The 19,048-nt window shown below is 69.5% G+C and carries 20 protein-coding genes; 13 read left to right on the forward strand and 7 right to left on the reverse strand.

The annotated features are described in order from the left end of the window. Window positions 1–26 precede the first annotated feature (26 nt). The gene (locus ABLG96_RS01595; protein ID WP_353649679.1) at window positions 27–1,676 is read right to left on the reverse strand and encodes a hypothetical protein; all 1,650 of its coding nucleotides are present in this window, start codon (window positions 1,674–1,676) and stop codon (window positions 27–29) included. A 102-nt stretch (window positions 1,677–1,778) separates the two neighbouring features. Beyond that, a complete protein-coding gene (locus tag ABLG96_RS01600) occupies window positions 1,779–2,186 on the reverse strand; it encodes a transcriptional repressor (protein WP_353649680.1) in 408 nt (135 codons plus the stop codon). A gap of 110 nt (window positions 2,187–2,296) precedes the next feature. Here ABLG96_RS01600 and ABLG96_RS01605 point away from each other — a divergent pair, with 110 nt between their 5' ends. Then, window positions 2,297–2,998 carry a VOC family protein gene (locus ABLG96_RS01605; protein WP_353649681.1) on the forward strand — a complete coding sequence of 234 codons (702 nt, stop codon included), beginning with the start codon at window positions 2,297–2,299 and terminating at the stop codon, window positions 2,996–2,998. 92 nt (window positions 2,999–3,090) lie between these two features. On the opposite strand, the gene ABLG96_RS01610 is transcribed toward ABLG96_RS01605, so the two are convergent. After that, window positions 3,091–4,362, reverse strand: coding sequence for an MFS transporter (locus tag ABLG96_RS01610; RefSeq protein ID WP_353649682.1), 1,272 nt, complete (start codon window positions 4,360–4,362; stop codon window positions 3,091–3,093). A 111-nt stretch (window positions 4,363–4,473) separates the two neighbouring features. Between ABLG96_RS01610 and ABLG96_RS01615 the strand changes: the two genes are divergently transcribed. Together ABLG96_RS01615 and ABLG96_RS01620 are read left to right on the forward strand one after the other, a co-directional pair. Further along, complete coding sequence (locus ABLG96_RS01615; RefSeq protein WP_353649683.1) at window positions 4,474–5,355, forward strand: PhzF family phenazine biosynthesis protein; 882 nt, start codon at window positions 4,474–4,476, stop codon at window positions 5,353–5,355. Window positions 5,356–5,447: 92 nt separating this feature from the next. Further along, a complete protein-coding gene (locus ABLG96_RS01620; RefSeq protein ID WP_353649684.1) occupies window positions 5,448–6,158 on the forward strand; it encodes a DUF2020 domain-containing protein in 711 nt (236 codons plus the stop codon). Window positions 6,159–6,249: 91 nt separating this feature from the next. On the opposite strand, the gene ABLG96_RS01625 is transcribed toward ABLG96_RS01620, so the two are convergent. Beyond that, window positions 6,250–6,933 (reverse strand): alpha/beta hydrolase-fold protein, encoded by a 684-nt coding sequence (locus ABLG96_RS01625; protein WP_353649685.1) that lies wholly within the window; start codon window positions 6,931–6,933, stop codon window positions 6,250–6,252. A gap of 132 nt (window positions 6,934–7,065) precedes the next feature. On the opposite strand from ABLG96_RS01625, the gene ABLG96_RS01630 reads away from it, so the two are divergent. The 4 genes from ABLG96_RS01630 (at window position 7,066) to ABLG96_RS01645 (ending at window position 11,781) form a co-directional block, all read left to right on the forward strand. After that, the gene (locus ABLG96_RS01630; RefSeq protein ID WP_353649686.1) at window positions 7,066–7,596 is read left to right on the forward strand and encodes a peptidylprolyl isomerase; all 531 of its coding nucleotides are present in this window, start codon (window positions 7,066–7,068) and stop codon (window positions 7,594–7,596) included. Window positions 7,597–7,614: 18 nt separating this feature from the next. Next, complete coding sequence (locus ABLG96_RS01635) at window positions 7,615–8,742, forward strand: rhomboid family intramembrane serine protease (RefSeq protein WP_353649687.1); 1,128 nt, start codon at window positions 7,615–7,617, stop codon at window positions 8,740–8,742. Window positions 8,743–9,215: 473 nt separating this feature from the next. After that, window positions 9,216–10,967: an ATP-binding cassette domain-containing protein gene (locus ABLG96_RS01640; protein WP_353649688.1), complete on the forward strand. Its 1,752-nt coding sequence runs from the start codon at window positions 9,216–9,218 to the stop codon at window positions 10,965–10,967. Beyond that, window positions 10,939–11,781, forward strand: a complete 843-nt coding sequence (locus ABLG96_RS01645) for a tyrosine-protein phosphatase (RefSeq protein ID WP_353649689.1) — start codon at window positions 10,939–10,941, stop codon at window positions 11,779–11,781. Before ABLG96_RS01640 ends, ABLG96_RS01645 begins: the two co-directional genes overlap by 29 nt. Window positions 11,782–11,911: 130 nt before the next feature. Here ABLG96_RS01645 and ABLG96_RS01650 read toward each other — a convergent pair whose 3' ends face one another. After that, on the reverse strand, window positions 11,912–12,385 hold the full coding sequence (locus ABLG96_RS01650) for a PH domain-containing protein (RefSeq protein ID WP_353649690.1): 474 nt from the start codon (window positions 12,383–12,385) through the stop codon (window positions 11,912–11,914). A gap of 67 nt (window positions 12,386–12,452) precedes the next feature. Next, the gene (locus ABLG96_RS01655; RefSeq protein WP_353649691.1) at window positions 12,453–12,761 is read right to left on the reverse strand and encodes a cell division protein CrgA; all 309 of its coding nucleotides are present in this window, start codon (window positions 12,759–12,761) and stop codon (window positions 12,453–12,455) included. A 255-nt stretch (window positions 12,762–13,016) separates the two neighbouring features. Between ABLG96_RS01655 and ABLG96_RS01660 the strand changes: the two genes are divergently transcribed. The 4 genes from ABLG96_RS01660 to ABLG96_RS01675 all read left to right on the forward strand — a co-directional run bounded on the left by ABLG96_RS01660 (window position 13,017) and on the right by ABLG96_RS01675 (window position 15,811). Further along, complete coding sequence (locus ABLG96_RS01660) at window positions 13,017–13,709, forward strand: DUF881 domain-containing protein (RefSeq protein WP_353649692.1); 693 nt, start codon at window positions 13,017–13,019, stop codon at window positions 13,707–13,709. Window positions 13,710–13,771: 62 nt separating this feature from the next. Further along, entirely contained in the window at window positions 13,772–14,785 is a 1,014-nt protein-coding gene (locus ABLG96_RS01665; protein ID WP_353649693.1) for a class E sortase, read from the forward strand. Between the two features lie 6 nt (window positions 14,786–14,791). After that, window positions 14,792–14,950, forward strand: a complete 159-nt coding sequence (locus tag ABLG96_RS01670; RefSeq protein WP_353649694.1) for a hypothetical protein — start codon at window positions 14,792–14,794, stop codon at window positions 14,948–14,950. Window positions 14,951–15,160: 210 nt separating this feature from the next. Further along, window positions 15,161–15,811, forward strand: coding sequence for an aminodeoxychorismate/anthranilate synthase component II (locus ABLG96_RS01675; RefSeq protein WP_353649695.1), 651 nt, complete (start codon window positions 15,161–15,163; stop codon window positions 15,809–15,811). Between the two features lie 197 nt (window positions 15,812–16,008). On the opposite strand, the gene ABLG96_RS01680 is transcribed toward ABLG96_RS01675, so the two are convergent. Then, window positions 16,009–17,748: a trypsin-like peptidase domain-containing protein gene (locus ABLG96_RS01680; protein ID WP_353649696.1), complete on the reverse strand. Its 1,740-nt coding sequence runs from the start codon at window positions 17,746–17,748 to the stop codon at window positions 16,009–16,011. A 399-nt stretch (window positions 17,749–18,147) separates the two neighbouring features. On the opposite strand from ABLG96_RS01680, the gene ABLG96_RS01685 reads away from it, so the two are divergent. Further along, a complete protein-coding gene (locus ABLG96_RS01685; RefSeq protein ID WP_353649697.1) occupies window positions 18,148–18,870 on the forward strand; it encodes an alpha/beta hydrolase in 723 nt (240 codons plus the stop codon). 5 nt (window positions 18,871–18,875) lie between these two features. After that, entirely contained in the window at window positions 18,876–19,037 is a 162-nt protein-coding gene (locus tag ABLG96_RS01690; protein ID WP_353649698.1) for a hypothetical protein, read from the forward strand. The last annotated feature ends 11 nt before the right edge of the window (window positions 19,038–19,048 follow it).

The raw sequence follows: 19,048 nt of genomic DNA on the forward strand, positions 1-19,048 counted from the left end.
CCTGCCGTACTGCGCCGCGGAGGCGATCAGAAGCTGCGCGACCCGCCACCTCCGCCACCTCCCCGGGAGAACCCGCCACCACCGCGGGAGAACCCGCCACCGCCGAAGCTGCGCGAGCTGCCGCCGCCGAAGGTCCGGGAGCGGCCGCCGCCCGACCCCCATCCGCCACCGCCTCCGCTCCAGCCACCACCCCAGCCGCGAGAGCTGCTGCGCCCCATCGCATTGCCCAACCAGAAGCTCGTCCAGTTCGAACCCGAACCACCGGATCCGGAGCCCCAGCCGCCACCGTTTTGGTCGCGCTGGGCGGCGACCCGGTCGGCCTCCGCTTTGCGCTCAGCGGCCTGCGCCGCCTTCTGGAGTGCGTCGAGCTGGGTGGAGATGTCCTGCACCTTGGTGCGGACCGCGCGATCCAGCGTGATCACCTGGCCCAGCCCGGTTTCCAGCGCAACTGCCTGGGTCCGGACCTCGTTCTCGATGCGGTTCAGCTCTTGCGCGGGCTGGCCCGAGACCTCCCCGGTCACCGGTGCCGCGCCCAGCGCCTTGACCGCACTGACCCCGGACTCCCAGTCGCGGAGCTGCGTGCGGGCCGCCTCGACCTCCTGCGACCAGGCGACCTCCCAGCCGGGTGCCTTGCGCAGCAGGGCGATCCGACGGTCCAGAGCGTCGACGTGTGCGGCCGTCGTGCGCAGGTGTTTCTGCTGGTCGTCCGGATCGCCCATCGCGTCGGCGAACCGCAGATCCGATTGCGCACCGGTGAGATCCAGCTCGAGCTGGTCCTGCAGAGGACTGTCCGGGATGGACGGCACCAAAAGCTGGTCCTGGTCCAGTCGGGTCCGCAGATCGGTGGTGGTGCTGAGGTTCTCGCTGCGGACGCCGTCCAGCCGGGTCTTCTCCGCGGCTGCCGCGCGACGCTCGGTGATGCCGCGGCGAACCTTCCGGAAGACGACGACCAGGACGAGCAGGGCGAGCAGTCCCAGGATCAGCCACCACCCGTTGCCCGAGCTGTTGTTGCCCCTGCTGTTGTTGCCCCTGCTGTTGTTGCCACTGGTGCTGCTGCCGCCGACGGACCCCGGGGACAGGTCACCGGAAAGGCCCCTGCTCGCGGTCTCGATGCCGCTGATCAGACCCCCGGCCCAGTCACCGTCGGCGAAGTCGGACGACATCGCGGAGAAGACGTCCTCCTCGTAGGCATCCAGACCGACCGACGATCCCCAGTGGGCGTCCATCTTCCGGACATCCGGTGCCACGGCGAGGATCAGGGCCGTGCTGGCAGCGCCACTGCCGGTCCACCCGACCCGCGAACCCTCGTCTTTGAGCCAACCGGTGAGTTCACCGCTGCGGATGTCGGAGGTCGCGACGTACAGCCGGACCGAACTCGGGAGCTCGCGCGCCGCCGACCTGATCCGTGACTCGTCCGACGAACTCAGCACGTCCGCGTCGTCGACGATCGTCACCGAGGCCGCGGCCAGCTGCGCGGACGCCACGCGATGCGCTGCGTTCCCGCGATCCCCGGTTGCGGCGGTGAGCTGGACGCCGGAGGCCGATGATGCTGCTGCGGTCTGCTGGCCGGCGAGCAGGAGCACGGCGCAGATGCCGATCGCCGACACCGCTGCGGCCAGCTTCGCAAGAGCGCCGTGGGTCCGGCCGCGGGACGTGCTCGAAGCGTGGGGGCGCATGAGAACTGAGCCTAGTTGGCCGGTGACCGACTGCGTCCGTCCCAACCAGGGACGGCGCAGAAAAATGACCGGACGCGGGGCCTGCGTGGTGACATGAGCCGATCAGGCAGTGTCGGCCGCGGTGCAGACGGCACACACCCCGAACAGCTCGAGCTCGTGGTTGATGTCGGCGTAACCGAACTCCGCGGCGACCGCACGGGCCCAGCGCTCGACGCTCGGCGCTTCCACCTCCTGGGTGCGGCCGCAGGTGCGGCACACCAGGTGGTGATGGTGCTGGGCATCGCCGCACTGCCGGTAGAGGATCTCCCCGGAATCGCGTCGGACGGTGTCCAGGTCGCCGCCACCCGCCATGTCCTGCAGCGCCCGGTACACGGTGGCGAGGCCGATCGTCGAGCCCGAACCGCGGAGCACCGAGTGGAGATCCTGGGCGGAGATGAACTCGTCGGTCCCGGCCAGCGCAGCGAGGATCGCAGCCCGCTGCGAGGTGTTGCGGCGCTGGGTGGCGACCATGCGGGGTGACTCCGACCGACTCAGGACTCCTCCGGGGGATCCCGGAGCACGCTCTGCAGCCTACTGATTCTCGGGTGCCGGGACGCGGGAGCCGAGCTAGCATCCCGGCCATGACCGCCCGATTGCGTGCCCTCGCGTTCGACTCGGTCAATCCTGAACGGCCGGCCACGTTCTGGGCTCGGCTGCTGGATCGCCTGGTGGTCCGGGATGCCGGGGCTCTGCTGCTGCCGGGTGCGTTGGATCAGGTCACCCTGCGGTTCGTGGCCGCGGAGACGGTCGAGGTCGGCCAGAACCCACTGCACCTGCACCTGACCGGTGACGACGTGCCGCTGCAGGACACCGTGGTCTCGGCGCTCGGACTGGGTGCGACGGAGCTGGATCTCGGTAATCCCCCCGACGCGGACTTCGTCGTGCTGGCCGACCCGGACGGCAACGAGTTCTGTGTGCTGGAGGGCGGCAACTCCTGGGTCGCGGACTGCGGCTTCCTCGGCGAGGTCGCCTGCGACGGTTCGCGCGCGGTCGGTGTGTTCTGGTCGGCGGCGCTGGGTTGGCCGCTCGTCTGGGACTCCGGCGCCGAGACGGCCGTCCAGTCCCCGAACGGCGGTACCAAGATCTCCTGGGGCGGCGAGGAAGCGCCGACGGAACCCCGGGTGAGCAGGCAGCGTTTCGAGCTGGTCACCCCGCAGGCCGAGCTCGTCGCGGAGGTAACGAGGCTGGAGGTCCTGGGAGCCACCGTGATGGGCACGCCGGTCGGGCGCACCCACCGACTGGCCGACCCCGACGGCAACGAGTTCACCGTCTCGCCCGGGTGAGCCGGGCCGCGACGGCGGGTGGGACGGACCGGGCCTCCCGCGTCGACAAGCGGCGCGCACTGTCGTCGTCCTGGCGGGGCGGAGCGAGTCGGTCAGACCCGACCGGTGTTCGGTGGGCCCGCGTCGGTCGGATCCAGGTCGGTGAGTTCTTCAGGATTCGGGAGGCGGGACAGGAAGCGGAACGCTGCCAGCGTGATCAGCGTGGCGATTCCCCCGGCGACGAGGAACGGTGCGCGCAGGTCGACCCGTCCCAGCGCCCCTCCCAGCAGCGATCCGAGGGGCATGGTGCCCCACAGCAGAGTGCGCCAGGTGCCGTGGACCCGCCCCAGCAAGCGACCTGGGATCGCGGCCTGCCGCAGGGACATCACCAGGATGTTCCACACCGTGGTGCCGCCGGCCGAGATGAGGTAGCCCACGGCGACCACGCCGATCGTCGGGAACACTCCCATCAGGACGAGCGCCAGTAGCGAAACGGTCTGCGCCACTGCCATCACCGGACCGGCTCGGTATCGCTCCTTCAGGCGGCTGGTCAGACCGGCGGCCAGCAGTGACCCCAGTGCGCCGCAGAGCAGGAATGCGCCGTACCAGCCTTCCGACAGACCGACCCGGTCGAGGACGTAGAGCACCGTCGTCGCGGTCGCCGCGGAGAACAACAGCCCGACCGCGATGCTGATCAACCACAGCTTCCGCAGCATCAGGTTGCCCAGGATGAAGCGGAACCCATCGGCGAACTGTCGGTACCAGGCAACCTGCGGCGCACCGGTCGGATCGATGCGATGAGCTCCGGCGGCAGCTGTCGGCAGGAACACGGCCAGCACCGCCGCAACCGCATAGGACACCGTGTTGACGCCCAACGGCACCACCACCGACACGGCGAACAATGCAGAGGTGAGCGGACCGGACAAGAACCGCTCGACGACTATTTCGCCGGCTTCGACCCGGGAATTGGCTCGCGGCAGATCCGATCTCGCGACGATCGACGGCAGGACGGCACGAAGAGCTCCGTCGTAGATCGTCTCGAACGCCCCGTAGGTGAACACGACGAGGTAGAGCCACCAGATGGTCAACGTGTTCGTTGCGGACAGCGTCAGCAGGAGCCCAGCGACCAGGGTTCGGACCCCGTTGGCCAGGGTCATGGCCCTACGCCGGTCGATGCGGTCCAGGAGGATCCCCGCCGGGATGGCGAAGAACAGCCACGGCAACATCGCGACGGCCGCAATCCCTGACACCAGAAGCGGATCGTCGGTCAGCCGCGCCGCCAGCAGCGGGGCCGCCACCCTGGCAACACCGTCTCCGAGACTGGAGCTGACGTTCGCCACCACGACGTTCCGTACAGCACGCCCGAGCGGTTGACCCTTCCCCACCGGCAGAGCCTAGTAGGGCCAGCTCGCCTCGGTGGAGGACCGAGCGCCCCGCCGGGTCCGGGTGCAGGAGTCGGTCGCAGCCCTGGATCGTCGACGGGGAAAGATGCGCTCATGGCTCTCGACTTCCGGCTGCTGAACGTGTTCGCGCTACCCGACGCTCACGACGACGTTCCACTGACCGGCAATCCGCTCTGCGTGTTCACCGATGCCCGCGATCTCACCGGCGAGCAGCAGCAGGCGCTGTCGCTCCAGTTCAACCTCTCGGAGACCACGTTCGTGCTGCCGGCGGACGGGCCGGGAGTGACTGCGGCTGTCCGGATCTTCACGCCGACCTACGAGATGCCCTTCGCAGGCCACCCGACCCTCGGCACCGCCCACGTCGTGCGTGAACTCACCGGGGGTGGCGACGCTGTGGTCCTGCGGATGACTGCCGGCGACATCCCCGTCACCGCCGACCCGGCCGACACCGGTCCGAACCCGATGTCGAGCCGGTGGACACTGACCGCGAATCCTCCGACGAGCACGCCCGCCGCCGAGATCGCGGAGCTGGCTGCTGCGATCGGAGTTCCGATGGCAGCGTTCGCCGGCGCACCGCTGTGGGTCGACACCGGCTCCCGGCAGCTCGTGGTGCCACTGCGCGCTGTCGAGGACGTCCGGTCCCTGGAACTGGATCCGGCGCTGATGGCGCGGCACGCGAGTCGTCGTGACGGCGAGTCGATGGTCTACGCGTGGGCTCCGGCCGGCGAGGGGCGGATCGAGGCGCGCATGCTGTTCAGTCAGTCCGGCAGTTTCCGGGAAGACCCTGCGACCGGATCGGCCTGTGCCAACCTCGGCGGCTGGCTGCTCGCGAACGGCGTGAGCGAGGGCACCTGGACGGTGCGGCAGGGCGCGCAGGTCGGCCGCCCGTCGGAGTTGCGCCTGAGTCTGACGGGCGGCGTCATCCGGGTCGGTGGGCTGGTCACGGAGGTCGGACGGGGCACCTTCACTCTGTGAAGACCGATCCGTCGCACGCAGCGCTCGATCGGTACGCCCGTTTCGACGCGGGATGCGGGAAACGGGCGGTGCGCCGCGGGCAGACTGGGCGGGTGATCGCCCGACCTCACCGCAGCAGCAACGTGATGGTCGTCGTCGCTGCTGCCGCGGTTGCGCTCACCGGCTGCACCTCCGCCGCGCCCGAGGCCGCGACAACCACGCGCACGGTCATCAGCACACTGCCGCCGCTCACCACGCTCACCATCACCACCGGCGGCGCCACCCCGAGCGGTGCCCCCTCCGCGACCACTGCCCCCTCCGCGACCACAGCGTCGACCAGGTCGGTGCCGAGCAGTACTGCCACTGGCAGCGCCACCCCCGTCACGGCCCCCACCACGGCGCTCCCGGCGCCGATCAGCGGGGACTGCCCGTACTTCACTGCAGAGGCCGCTGCCGAACTGACCGGGCAGCGCACCGGTCCCGGCGAGCTGATCGCGACGTCACCCGCGCCGATCTGTGTGTTCACCCGCTCCGACGGTGGTTGGCTGGCCGCGGTCCGGGTGTTCCGCACCCCGGACGCGGCCTCGGCCGCCGCGGCGGTGGACGAACGCATCCCGATCGCCGATTCCTCCCCGGCGGACGACCCCACCGGCTGGACGGGCGGCTACCTCGGGCTACCGACGGGCGCCAGGCAGTACCCGGATGCGCGGTCGGTCTACGGCGTCAGCAAGGGCACCTCGGCGGTGGTCGCCTGGACGAACCAGGCCCAGTCGATCAAGAGCCGTCGGATCGTCGAGGCCGTGATCGGGAACCTGCAGCTCTAGATCTGGCAGGGTCTCGACTCCTCCGTCGCTCGACCAGCGGTGCTGCCCGTCGGCCGCGCATCCACCTCCCGCGATCCTGCTCGACAGGCCCTCAGCGGCCGAACGCCCACGCCACCATCAGGGGCAGTTCGGCCTTCCAGAACGCATCGCCGTGCCCGCCGGCCCGCTCGGTCAGCACGACATCCGCCCCGGCATCGCGCAGCGAATCCGCCCAGCGGGTCGCGTTGTCGAGGAAGAACGGCTCGTCCACGCCGGCGACGAGGTAGCACCGGGGCACCGGCAACGGCAACTCGGTGGGCGGCCGGTATCCGGCGCCCGGCGATGCGCCGAAGATTGCACCGAAGATCTCGGGATGGCGCACTCCCATGGCCAGGGCAAGTTCCGCGCCCGCCGAGACACCGAACACCGCCGTGCGATCGGCCGGCAGCGCGATGCCGAAGCGATCCCGCGCCCAACTGCGGACGTCCTCGACGAAGAACCTCTCGTGGGCCGCGAACAGTGCGGGATCGAAGGTGAATGCGTCGCTGCTCTCACCGGGCGAGTACTCCTGCAGCCGGAGCGTCTCGTCGTCGAGTCGGTGCGCGCCGACGATCATCGTCGGTCGCAGGTCGGTGACCTCGAGGACGTCGCCCCAGGAGGCGATCAGCTGGCCGTCACCAGCGAAGACGATGGCCTCGGCAGGAGCCGGCGGGACGTAGGCAGTGACCTGCCGTCCGCCGTCGAACGGAAGTGTCTCGGTGACGAGGTGACCCGTGAGGGGCTGTCCTGGCGACATCGGCTCGGACTCCTGATCTGCAGCGGCGTCGGCTACGTCGGCGGCACCGTCAGGCCCAGTGTCGCCGATCCCGTCAACGCCGGCGAGTGGGGCGGTCGGCATTCTGTTCCGAGCTCTGGCAGGATCGAAGGGGTGAGCACCCTGACTGCAACCCTGCACACCTCCCTCGGCGATGTCCCGATCGAGCTGTTCCCCAACCACGCACCCAAGACGGTCGCGAACTTCGTCGGTCTGGCGAAGGGCACCCGCGAGTACAGCACCCAAAACGCCCAGGGCGGCAAGACCGGCCCGTTCTACGACGGTGCCGTCTTCCACCGGGTGATCGACGGCTTCATGATCCAGGGCGGTGACCCGACCGGAACCGGCCGCGGTGGCCCCGGATACGAGTTCGCCGACGAGTTCCACCCGGAGCTCAGCTTCTCCAAGCCCTATCTGTTGGCGATGGCCAATGCCGGGCCAGGGACGAACGGCTCGCAGTTCTTCATCACCACCGGCAAGACGCCGCACCTGAACTTCAAGCACACCATCTTCGGTGAGGTGACCGACCCCGAGGGCAAGAAGATCATCGACACGATCTCCGGGACCTCGGTCGATCGTTTCGACAAGCCGACCACCGACATCGTCATCAACTCGATCACCGTCGAGGGTGACGAATCCGCCTGACGGACGAGTCCTGACACCATGACGTACCCCCCGAACGGCCCCGACCAGCAACCCTCGTCGGGGCCGTTCGGTGCATCCGGTGGCCCTGGTCACCACCCGCAGGATCCGTACCAGCAGCAGAGCCCGTATCCGCCGGGTCAGTACCAGCAGTACCCACAGGGTGAGTACCCGCAGAACCAGTTCCCGCACAGTCAGTACTCCCAGGGCCAGGTCCCCGGGCAGGCGGGAGGCATTGCGCCGCAGGGGTTTCCGCAGACCACCTGCACCTGGCACGCCGATCGCCCGACGGCGGTCGGCTGCAGCCGGTGCGGTCGGCCCGCTTGTCCCGAGTGCCTGACTCCGGCGTCGGTCGGCCAGCACTGCAGGGTCTGTGTCGCGGAAGCTCGTGCCACGGGGCGGGTTCCGATGACGGTCTCCGGGGCTCCCGTCGGGGTGCCGCCGCTGATCGCCTCGGTGCTGATCGGTGTCAACGTGCTGGTCTACATCGTCACCGCAGTGAATGCCGGGTCCTTCAACGAGCCGCAGGGTGGCCGGATCTTCTTCGAACTCGCGATGATTCCCGGGAACGTCGGTGCCGGGAACTGGTGGGCGGTGTTGACGGCCGGATTCCTGCACTTCGGCCTGATCCATCTGGTTGTCAACATGATGTCGCTCTACTTCATCGGGCCGACGTTGGAGCAGGTACTCGGCCGGGTCCGGTTCCTCGTCGTCTACCTGCTGTCGTTGCTCGGCGGGTCCGCCGCGGTGATGGCGCTGGGCAGTGCGTCCGACTTCAACGCCGGTGCATCCGGCGCCGTCTTCGGCATCCTCGGTGCGCTGGTCGTCACCTTCAAACGCCTGCGGCTCAACATGACCCAGTTGGTGTCGGTGGTGGCGGTGAACCTCATCATCACCTTCACCATCCCGCAGATCTCCTGGCAGGCACACCTCGGTGGGCTGGTCGTGGGTGCGGCGGTCGGCGCGGCGATGGTCTACCCGCGCCCGGCGATCCGGAGCAAGGTGCAGGTGGCGACGTCGGTCGCGGTGCTGGTGGTCCTGGCAGCAGTGATCTTCTTCCGCGCCGGCAGCATCACCCCCAGCCCGTCCTGCGCCTACCTCGAGGACGGGCGCCAGGGCGCCGGCGTCTACTGCCTGTCGACCGACTGACCGACTTCGACCGACGCTGCTCAGCGCGGTCGCGATGGCGACCGTGGGGTCCGCGAATGTCCGCCGTAAATGACCGTCACGTCCGCGAAGGCGGGCGGTAAATGACGTCACGTCCGCGAAGGCGGGCGGTAAATGACCGTCACGTCCGCGAAGGTGGGCGGTAGACGACCGTCACGTCCGCGAAGGTGGGCGGTAAACGACCGTCAGCTCCGCGAAGGTGGGCGGTAAATGACCGTCAGCTCCGCGAAGGTGGGCGGTAAATGACCGTCACGTCCGCGAAGGTGGGCGGGGTAATGCGATGGCGGGGTCCGCAGACCGGGCGTACGGTCGCAGACGTCCCATCCCCGCCTGCGAGGAGTGCGTGCATTGAGGCTGTGAGGTCGCGACCGTCTTCGCCCACCGCGCTGTGACGCCGGTGGGTGGGTTCCAGGTCGCCATGGAATGAAGCATCCCCCATTCCTGCAGGAGACCTCATGTCATCGCATCCCAGCCTGTCCAGCTCACCGGACACCTCCGTCCCCTCCGTCGTCTGTACCGGCGTCAGCTTCGGCTGGCCCGACGGTGGCGACGTGCTGCATTCCCTCGACGTCACCTTTCCCGCCGGCCGCACCGGTCTGATCGGCGACAACGGCAGCGGCAAGTCGACGCTGCTGAGATTGATCGCAGGCACCCTCATCCCGACCGCTGGGCACATCTCGGTCCGCGGCGAGGTACGGGATCTGCCGCAACAGCTCACTGCCAGGACCGATCGCATGATCGCCGATCTGCTGGGTGTCGCACCGGTGCTCGCGGCGCTCGCTCGGATCGAGCAGGGCAGCACCGAGGTCGCCGACTTCGAGACCGTCGGCGACGACTGGGACATCGTGGAACGCTCCGAGGCCGCGCTCGCTGCACTCGGCCTGGACGAGCCCGGCATCCTGCAGCGGCCCGTCGGCACGGTGTCCGGCGGGCAGGCCACCCTCGCCGGGATCGCCGGCCTGCTGTTGCGCCCACCGGATGTCACGCTGCTCGACGAGCCCACCAACAACCTCGACCGGGACGCGCGTCAGCAGCTGTACCGCGCGCTCGGGCGCTGGCCGGGGGTGTTGATCGTGGTCAGCCACGACCGGGCGCTGTTGGAGCACGTCGACAGCATTGCCGAGCTGTCGGCGGCCGTACCGCACGTCCGGCCCAGTTCCATCCGGTGCTACGGCGGCGGGTGGACGCAGTACCGGGAACAGCTTGCCGCCGAACAGGATTCGGCCCGGCGGGCCGTCCGGGACGCCGACGCTGCGGTGCACCGGGAGGTACGCCAGCTGCAGGACACCCGGATCAAGCTCGATCGCCGGACCAGGACGGCCAACAAGGCGGAACGCGAGAAGCGGGTGCCGAAGATCGTCGCGCACGGCCGCCGGATGCAGGCGCAGGTCTCCGCCGGTCGGCTCCGGATCGAGATGGAGGGCAAGGTCGAGCAGGCCAGATCGACGCTCGAGGATGCCGAGACGATCGCCCGGGAACCCGACGTCATCAGGGTCGACCTGCCGCAGACCGTCGTTCCGGCCGGCCGGACCGTGCTGCGCATCCGCTGGGCTGCGGAGCGGGTCGGGCCCGACCGGTCCGAACCGTCGACCGAGTCGGGTGGGGCGGTCGATCTGTTGGTCCGCGGCCCCGAGCGGATCGCGCTGATCGGACCCAATGGCTGCGGCAAGACCACCCTGCTGCGGGCGGTGCTCGGTGCTGCCGGCGGGGTCGATCAGTTGCTCCGGACCCGGGTGGGTGTTCCGGTCGGGTCGCTCGCCCAGCGGATCGAACTGCCCGACGAGCGGAGCGTGCTGGACTGGATGCGGAGCAGGAACGCCGCCCTGAATCCCCAGCAGGTGCGCGCGGCCATGGCCAGGTTCCTGATCGGCAAGACCAAGATCGATCGGCAGCTGGGATCGCTGTCGGGTGGCGAGCGCTTCCGGGTGGCGCTGGCCGGCGTGCTGCTCGCCGATCCGGCTCCGCAACTGCTGCTGTTGGACGAGCCGACCAACAACCTCGACCTGGCCAGTTCAGCCGCGCTCGCCCAAGCGCTGCAGGGCTATCGGGGTGCGGTGCTCGTGGCGTCCCACGACGAGGATTTCCTCGGGGAGATCGGCACCACCCGGGTCTGGCAGCGGCAGGAGTTCACCGGACTCGGTGGCTGGACGGACATTCCCGCTGCGTACCCTCGGCGTCATGGCGACACCGAACTGGATCGAGGCTGACGGACTGGTCAATCTGCGGGACGTCGGCGGTATCCCGACGACGGACGGCGGAAGGATCGCGACCGATCGGCTGTTGCGATCGGACAACCTGCAGGACCTCAGCGAGCGGGATCTGGCTCTGTTCGCGGAGCGGGGTCTGACCGACGTGGTCGACCTCCGGACGGGGGTCGAGGTACGGGGTGAAGGTCCGGGGCCGATGTCCGGAGTCGCCGGGGTGACGATCCACCACCACACCCTGTTCATCGAGGACGAGCTCCACCCACCCGAGAGCTCGACCGGACCGGCGCCCGAGCCGGTGACGGTCGGGAAGGACACCGACGGTCGGCCGGGGGAGAGCGTGCGGTCGGAAGCGTTGCCGTGGGTCGGACTCGAGTCGTCCGAGGAGCACGAGAACCCTGTCGCGGGCCACTACCTGTCGTATCTCAAGGATCGCCCGGACTCGGTGCTCGCCGCGCTCCGGGTGATCGCCGGCGCCCGGGGTGCGACCCTGGTGCACTGCGCCGCGGGCAAGGACCGCACGGGGACGATCGTCGCGCTGGCACTGCTGATCGCCGGTGCTGACGAGCAGGCGGTGATCGACGACTACGCCGCCAGCAGCGACCGGATGGAGCAGATCGTCGCCCGATTGATCGCGTCGCCCACCTATCGGGAGAACCTCAGCGGCCGCCCGATGTCGTCGCACCTGACGCATCCGGAGACGATGCAGGGCGTGCTGGACGCGCTGCGCCGGCGTGGCGGCGTCCTGGCGGCGCTCGCCGAGGCCGGCTGGACCGACGAGGACACCGCGCGGATGCGCGCGAAGTTGCTGGGCTGAGACCGCCTGCGCAGGTTCCCGGCCAGCCGCATTCCAGAGTGTCACCGAAGCGCCCGGACCGGGCAGCAGGTGACCATCGGGGATGCGCCGCGATCGTGGGGGCCGCGGACACCGCCGACTCGTCCGTGCCTCAGAATCCGAGGTCGTCGCTTTCCGGTAATGGGTTCCCGCTGCGCCAGGCCCGCAGACGACGGGCCACGTCGTCCGTGGGTGCGCCGAGCTCGGTGGCGCTGAAGACCAGGAACCCGTCGTCGATGAGGTCCAGCTCCAGCAGCGACGACCGGGAGCCCATCCGCCGGTGCGCGACCGACCGGATGTCCAGCACCTCAGACCACGGGATGACGTCGGTGCCGACGAACCGCCGGATCGTCATCCCGACCCGGTCGACCACCAGGCGGTGCCGCAACCGCAGGACGACCAGCACCAGGACGATCCCGACGACCGCTGCCGCACCGGCGACGATCCGGTCCCTGCCTTCGGACGTGAGCAACGCCAGTCCCGCACCGATCGCGATCAGGAGCGCGCCGACGGCGGCGAGCCAAGGACGGAACCCCCAGGTGGAGGCCGCCGGTGTCAGCGAGTTGTCCACAGCAGTTTTCCACATTGGGGATGAATGACAGGCATGTGATTCGACCCCGTCGGCCGGCTGGACGTCCGCCGACCGTGCGTGGTCAGCGCCAGCGCATCGCCATGACGAGGCCGGCGATCATCAGCACGAACCCGATCAGGAAGTTCCAGCTGCCGAGCGACGCCATGAACGGGATCGAGTGGCCCCACAGGTAGTTGACGACCAACCAGGCCAGGCCGAGCAGCATCAGGCCGAGCATGATGCCGATGTACACCGGGCTCGATGGTCCGGCGACCTTCACGCGCTTGGTTGTCGCGGTGACCGCACCGGCGCCGCCGGACCCCGTCTGCGTCGCGCGCGAGGACGTGGCCGTGGCCGTGGTGGCCTTCTTACGCACCTTGGACTTGGGCACAGTTCCTCCTGTGTAGCCGTGGCCGCTGGTGCGGCCACGTCGCCGGGCTGATGGCGACTGGTTCGATTCGCAGGTGACGGTCGCGCATGACGGACCGTGATCCCCTGAGGGTACTTCCCATCAGCGGTGTCCCGCTCCCGAGCGGTGGATCGCGGACCCCGCCGGCCGGTCGCCGGTAGGCTGCCGACCGTGGGAGCGCCGAACAGACGACCGGGGAGTCGGACCGGACCGCGCTCTCGGGGGTGGCAGGCGGCCGTGGGGTTCGTGTGCCTGATCGCCGGGATCCTGCTCGGCGCCGTCCGCGGCTACTTCACCGCCCACGACACGCGCAGCATCTCGGCCGACCTGAGCTCGGTGGTCCGCGACCAGGAGAACAGGCTCGCGGGCGCGGACGCGCGGGCCCGGACCTTGCAGGGGAACATCGATGCGGCCGCTGCCCAGGACGTCTCCCCGGAGGTCTCGGTCGCGCGCGTCGCCGCCGATGCCCAGCGATCGAACGCCCAGCTCGACGCAGTCACCGGTCCTGCGGTCCGGGTCTCGTTGGATGACGCACATCGCGATGATGACGGCAACTACCCGGCCGGGGTGAATCCGGACGACCTCGTGGTGCACCAACAGGACGTCCAGGCCGTGGTCAATGCGCTGTGGTCCGGCGGCGCCGAGGCGATGACGATCATGGACCAGCGGGTGATCGCCACCTCTGCCGTCCGATGTATCGGCAACACCCTGCTGCTGCAGGGGCGCACGTACTCGCCGCCGTTCGTCGTGACGGCCATCGGTCCCGCCGACGACATGCAGGCAGCCCTCGAGGAGGCGCCAGGGGTGAACCTGTTCCGCCAGTACGTGAGCAGGTTCGGCCTCGACTACGAGGTGGAGTCGGTACCGACGGTCGTCCTGCCCGGATACCAGGGAGTCGTGTCGCTGACCGCGGCCCAGCCGGTCCGATGAGCGATCGGCCCGACGGAACCGACGCCCCCGAACGTCCGGACGGAGTCGGTGACCGTCGGTCGATGCTCCAGGACGCGCTCGATCAGCAGTCTTCCGGCGGCCGGCATGCAGCCGGACCCGTGAGCGCCGCCGCGCGGACCGAGCGGGCGAGCGCCCGACGGGCGACCCGCACCCCGCCGCCACCGCTGTCGGTCGGCCGGTGGATCGTCCGGGGGGTCGGTGAGCTGCTGATCACCGTCGGCCTGGTGCTCGTACTGCTGGTGGTCTACGAGGTCTTTGTGACCGACTGGGTCGGTGCCCGCAAACAGGCCGCCGCCACCGAACAGCTCGACACCCGGTGGGAGCGCAGCGGTCCCGCGGTGGTGACTGTGCCGGGATCGGGCGGCAGCACCGTGCCCGGGCCGTCCGCTTCTGCGACTCCGGTGACCCCGGTGACCCCCGTGGCGCCCGGTGAGCAGGTCGATCCGGCGACCAGGACGAAGCGCTACGACACGGTGGTGGGCGAAGGATTCGCCAAGATCTACGTGCCGTCGTTCGGCACCGACTACGTGTTCACCGTGATCGAGGGGACGAATCCTGACGATCTCTACGTCGGCCCCGGGCACTACGAAGGCACTCAGTACCCGGGGCAGCCGGGCAACTTCGCCGTTGCGGGACACCGGGTTTCGAAGGGGTCGCCGTTCAACGATCTCGACCTCGTGCAGGCCTGCGACTCGATCGTCGTGCAGACGCAGGACGACTGGTTCGTCTACCGCGTGCTGCCCATGCAGGATGAAGCTGCTACCTGGAATGTCGCCGCCCATGCGCACTGCACGGGGGTTCCGAAACCGGCCGGTGCGTACGCGCAGGTGTTCGGCCGGACGATCGTGCAGCCCACCGACGGCGCCGTGGTGTTCCCGGTCCCCGGTTCGAACAGCGACGCGGTCCCGACCGACGCCGAGCGGTTGATCACCCTGACGACCTGCCACCCACAGTTCTCCGATGCGCAACGGATGATCATCCACGGCACCCTGGTCGCTTCCTACGCCAAGTCGGCCGGGTTCCGGCCGCCCGAGCTCGACGCCGAGAGTGAGTGATACGCCGTGTACGGATGGATCTGGCGGCACCTCCCGGGGCCGACCTCGGTGCGAGTGCTCGAAGCGTTGGTGCTGTTCCTGGCCGTCGTGGCGCTGCTGTTCTTCGTGGTGTTCCCCTGGATCGAGCCGATCCTGCCGTTCGACCGGGTCCAGGTGGGCAGCTGACACGAGAGGCACAGTGATCGAGCAAGACAGAAACGAGCGCGACGAGATCCCGTCGATTCACGACCGCCGAAGTTCTCGGTGATCGAGCGAGGAACGAGTCGAGATCCGGTGAGGTCAACGACCGGTCCCAGTGCGCTCCACCGCAGTTGCTGGACCACCGATGCGCGACCGCCGAAGGTTGTCGATCATCGCAGGTGGGATCATGGGCCGATGGCACGCATCCTGGTGATCGACAACTACGACTCGTTCGTCTACAACCTGGTCCAGTACCTGGAGCAGCTCGGCGCCGAGTGCATCGTCGTCCGCAACGATGCCATCACCGCGTCCGAGATCGAGGCGCTCGGCGTCGATGGGGTGCTGTTGTCTCCCGGGCCAGGAACGCCGGCCGATGCGGGGGTCACCGAGGACGTCATCCGCTGGGCGGCCGGGAAGCTGCCGGTGTTCGGCGTCTGCCTCGGGCTGCAGGCGATCGCCGAGGTCTACGGCGGCGTGGTCGACCGCGCGGAGGAGCTCCTGCACGGCCGGACCTCCGAGGTCACCCACGCGGATGTCGGTGTGCTGCAAGGCCTTCCAGAGCCTTTCACCGCCACTCGGTACCACTCGCTGGCCGTCGAGGAGGGCACCGTCCCGGACGAGCTGGAGGTCACCGCGCGGACGCTCGGCGGCGTGATCATGGCGCTGCGGCACCGGGAGCATGCGATCGAAGGTGTGCAGTTCCATCCGGAATCCGTGCTCACCCAGGGCGGCCATCTCATGCTCGCGAACTGGCTTGCGGTGTGCGGCGATCCGTCGGCCATCGACAGGGTGGCTCCATTGGCGCAGGACGTCGAGCGACTCCGACTGGGTGCCGTCGCACGCTGAACACCCGCGTTGAACACCCGCGTTGAACACCCGCGTTGAACACGCACGCTGAACACCCGCGCTGATCGCCGCCCGGGGCGGCGCTCGACAGCGGAGAACCCCAACCGCGCGGGGATCGCGGAAGGGGTTCTCCTGTCCGGTCGGCGCTCCAGGCTGTCGGGGAACCTGGACCGACCGGGGTCGGTGGTCGGCCTGCTTCAGTTGGCCTTGGCGCTGCCCAGCGTGGCCTCCACCGTCTGGGATTTGCCTTCCCGCAGGACGGTGATCTTGACGGCGGCGCCCGGAGTCTGTGATCGCACGGCGGCGATGAGGGCATCGGACGAGTCGACCTGCTGGTCACCGACAGCGGTGATGGTGTCGCCCTGCTTCAGCCCGGCGTTGGCAGCTGCTCCGCCGCCGGTGATGGCAGCCACCAGGGCGCCGCTGGAGATCAGCTCGTTGGCCGACTTCGCATCCCGGACGCTCGCACCGAGCACCGCGTGGGTCGCGAAGCCGTTCTTGATGATCTCGTCGGCAATCCGCTTGGCCTGGTCGATCGGGATCGAGAAGCCGACACCGATGCTGCCGCCCTGGCTGGTCTGGGTGCTCGACAGTGAGGCGATGGCCGAATTGATGCCCACCACCCGACCGCTCATGTCGACCAGCGGCCCGCCGGAGTTGCCGGGGTTGATCGCCGCATCCGTCTGGACGGCGTTCAACACGGTGTCCTGGGCGGTCGAGGTGCTCTGGCCGGTCTGGCCCTGCGGATTCGACGGGTCCTGCTGCTGCTGCTGCTGCTGCTGCGGCTGCTGTTGCTGCTGTTGGCTGGACGCGGTGCGGACAGGCCGGTTCAGCGCGGAGACGATGCCGCTGGTGACGGTGGCGGACAGGCCCAACGGCGAGCCGATGGCGACCACCGGTTGACCGACGGCCAGCGACGAGGACGACCCGAGCGTTGCGGGGGTCAGGCCGGAGACGCCGGTCGCCCTGATGACAGCCAGGTCGTCGGTCGCATCGCCGCCGATCACGGTCGCCTTGGCGGTGCTGCCGTTGTTGAAGCGGACCGTCAGCTCGGTGGCGCCGTTGATCACGTGGTAGTTCGTGAGGATCAGTCCGTCCGCGGTCAAGACGACGCCGGAGCCCTCGCCGCTCTCGGACTGGCCGACGGCCACGACCGACACGACCGACGGCAGGACAGCGGCGGCGACCTTTTGCACGCTGCCGTCGGCTGCCGCTTCCACCGACACCGTGGGCGAGGTGGCGAGCTGGCTCAAAGAACTGTCTGCCGCGGCTGCGGGCTGGTCCAGCTGCGACCCCCAGTACCCGGCCCCGAAGGCCGCACCGAGACCGAGGACGACCGCGGCGCCGATCGCGGTGGCCTTGCGACCGGTACGGGGCTTGGTGGCCAGAGCAGTGCCGCCACCGGCGGCCGGATAGGACTGTCCCGGCGCGAGCGGACCCTGACCGAAGCCGGCCGGGTACTGCTGCGTCCCGGTGCCTGCGTACTGCGATCGGGTTGAGTCACTCTGCTGCCACGAGGGCCTGGAGAGGGCTCCGCTCGGTCGCGACCACCATTGGGCGTCGTGCGGGGGGTTCTGCTGGCCCTGGCCCTGGCCCTGGCCCTGGCCCTGGCCCTGGCCCTGAGGCGCCTGCTCGCCACGGGGGTAGCCGTACCCGATCTGCTGGGCATCGGTGCCGCCCGGGCTGGTGTTCGGCTGTCCCGGCGCCCAGGTCGCGGGCTGGGCGACGGGTGTGGGCTGGGCGACGGGTGTCGGCGCAGTCCGGAAGGCCGGATCGGTGGCCTCCGCTGCCCGGTACGGCGCGGCGGGCGCAGACTCGCTCCCCTGGTCGTACGGTGCGGACACCCTGGGCGCCTGGCCGTCCGACGAGGGGTGCGACGAGATGTTCTCGGGGGATCCCGGTTGCTCGGGATCGGTGTGGGGGTGCTGGTCGCTCATGTGTTCCACCGTGCTGCCCCAGCGTGGGAGATGTCTGAGTGCCGCCTGAGCCCGGCCGAGGAATCAGCTGGCCGGAAGCTGTGCAGAACCCCTGCACGCTGTTGGCGGCACGGTCGGTGAGACAGAGCGGGTCGATCGCGTCGAGCCGAGCGGCGCCATCCCGGGTAGGACCCCGGTGCGAGCCCTGATCCGGCCGAGCTCCTGTCGGCTGGCCGGCACCACCGACGAATTGTGCTGGCCGAGCTGGACGCCCCGCTGATAGCTTGCCGGTGGCCGCGCGAGAGAACGAGGAGGTGGTACCCGTGAACGAATCCAGCTGGGTGCTCCCCTCCAGGACCACGGTCGGGCGACAGGTCGTCCGGGAGCGCCGTTCGAACGAGCATCCCGAAAGGCACGACCATGCACTTCAGCTCCGACAAGACCCTCGATGACGGCGTCCTCGAACGCGAGTTCAGCCTCGGCGAGATTCCCGGCATCCTGTGGACACCCCCGTCTCCACCGTCGCCACTGATCCTGCTGGGCCATCCCGGTGGGTTGCGCGCGATGTACCCCCGGCTGGTGGGACGAGCCCAGCACTCCGCGGCGAACGGCTTCGCCGCGGCCACCATCGAGCTCCCCGGGAGCGGCGACCGGATCCGATCGGCCGATGCCGAGCAGGCCCGCGCCGATCTGCGCCGGGCGCTGGCAGCCGGCGAGCCGGTCGACGAGATCGTCGACCGATTGATCATCCCGCTGGTGGAGAAGGCCGTCCCGGAGTGGCAGACCACCCTGGACGCACTCCTCGCCCTGCCCGAGATCCGCGGCCCGGTCGGCTACTCCGGCGGGGTGATCGCCATCGGTGTCCGGCTGGCGCGGATCGAACCGCGCATTGCGGCAGCCGGTCTCTTCGCCGGGAGCTTCGTTCCCGGCATCATGTTCGACGAGGCCCGCCAGGTGACGATTCCGATTCGTGTTCTGCTGCAGTGGGATGACGAAGGGAACGACCGGCAGCTGGCGCTGGACCTGTTCGACGCCTTCGGGTCCCAGGAGAAGACGCTGCAGGCGAACATGGGCGGGCACACCGGCGTCCCGCAGTTCGCCGGGGACGACGCGGCCAGGTTCTTCGCTCGGCACCTCACATGAGGCCGGTGACGGCGCGGTTGCAGGAAAGGCTGGCGTCCGATCCCGACGAGGGCTTCGACGCGTCGATGTTCGAGGCCCGGCGCGCCAAGGCGATGCTCGAGGTGCCTTCCTCAACGGCCGCGCCGACCGACGACCTGAGCGCGCCGGAATCCGCTACCGGGGCCTGAGCATCGGGTCG

The organism is Nakamurella sp. A5-74 (assembly GCF_040438885.1).
GTDB lineage: Bacteria > Actinomycetota > Actinomycetes > Mycobacteriales > Nakamurellaceae > Nakamurella.

Coding starts and splice junctions, on each gene's coding strand:
- ABLG96_RS01595 (WP_353649679.1), bottom strand. CDS start 1,676: ATGCGCCCCCACGCTTCGAGCACGTCCCGCGGCCGGACCCACGGCGCT.
- ABLG96_RS01600 (WP_353649680.1), bottom strand. CDS start 2,186: ATGGTCGCCACCCAGCGCCGCAACACCTCGCAGCGGGCTGCGATCCTC.
- ABLG96_RS01605 (WP_353649681.1), top strand. CDS start 2,297: ATGACCGCCCGATTGCGTGCCCTCGCGTTCGACTCGGTCAATCCTGAA.
- ABLG96_RS01615 (WP_353649683.1), top strand. CDS start 4,474: ATGGCTCTCGACTTCCGGCTGCTGAACGTGTTCGCGCTACCCGACGCT.
- ABLG96_RS01625 (WP_353649685.1), bottom strand. CDS start 6,933: ATGTCGCCAGGACAGCCCCTCACGGGTCACCTCGTCACCGAGACACTT.
- ABLG96_RS01635 (WP_353649687.1), top strand. CDS start 7,615: ATGACGTACCCCCCGAACGGCCCCGACCAGCAACCCTCGTCGGGGCCG.
- ABLG96_RS01640 (WP_353649688.1), top strand. CDS start 9,216: ATGTCATCGCATCCCAGCCTGTCCAGCTCACCGGACACCTCCGTCCCC.
- ABLG96_RS01645 (WP_353649689.1), top strand. CDS start 10,939: ATGGCGACACCGAACTGGATCGAGGCTGACGGACTGGTCAATCTGCGG.
- ABLG96_RS01650 (WP_353649690.1), bottom strand. CDS start 12,385: ATGTGGAAAACTGCTGTGGACAACTCGCTGACACCGGCGGCCTCCACC.
- ABLG96_RS01665 (WP_353649693.1), top strand. CDS start 13,772: ATGCTCCAGGACGCGCTCGATCAGCAGTCTTCCGGCGGCCGGCATGCA.
- ABLG96_RS01675 (WP_353649695.1), top strand. CDS start 15,161: ATGGCACGCATCCTGGTGATCGACAACTACGACTCGTTCGTCTACAAC.
- ABLG96_RS01680 (WP_353649696.1), bottom strand. CDS start 17,748: ATGAGCGACCAGCACCCCCACACCGATCCCGAGCAACCGGGATCCCCC.
- ABLG96_RS01685 (WP_353649697.1), top strand. CDS start 18,148: ATGCACTTCAGCTCCGACAAGACCCTCGATGACGGCGTCCTCGAACGC.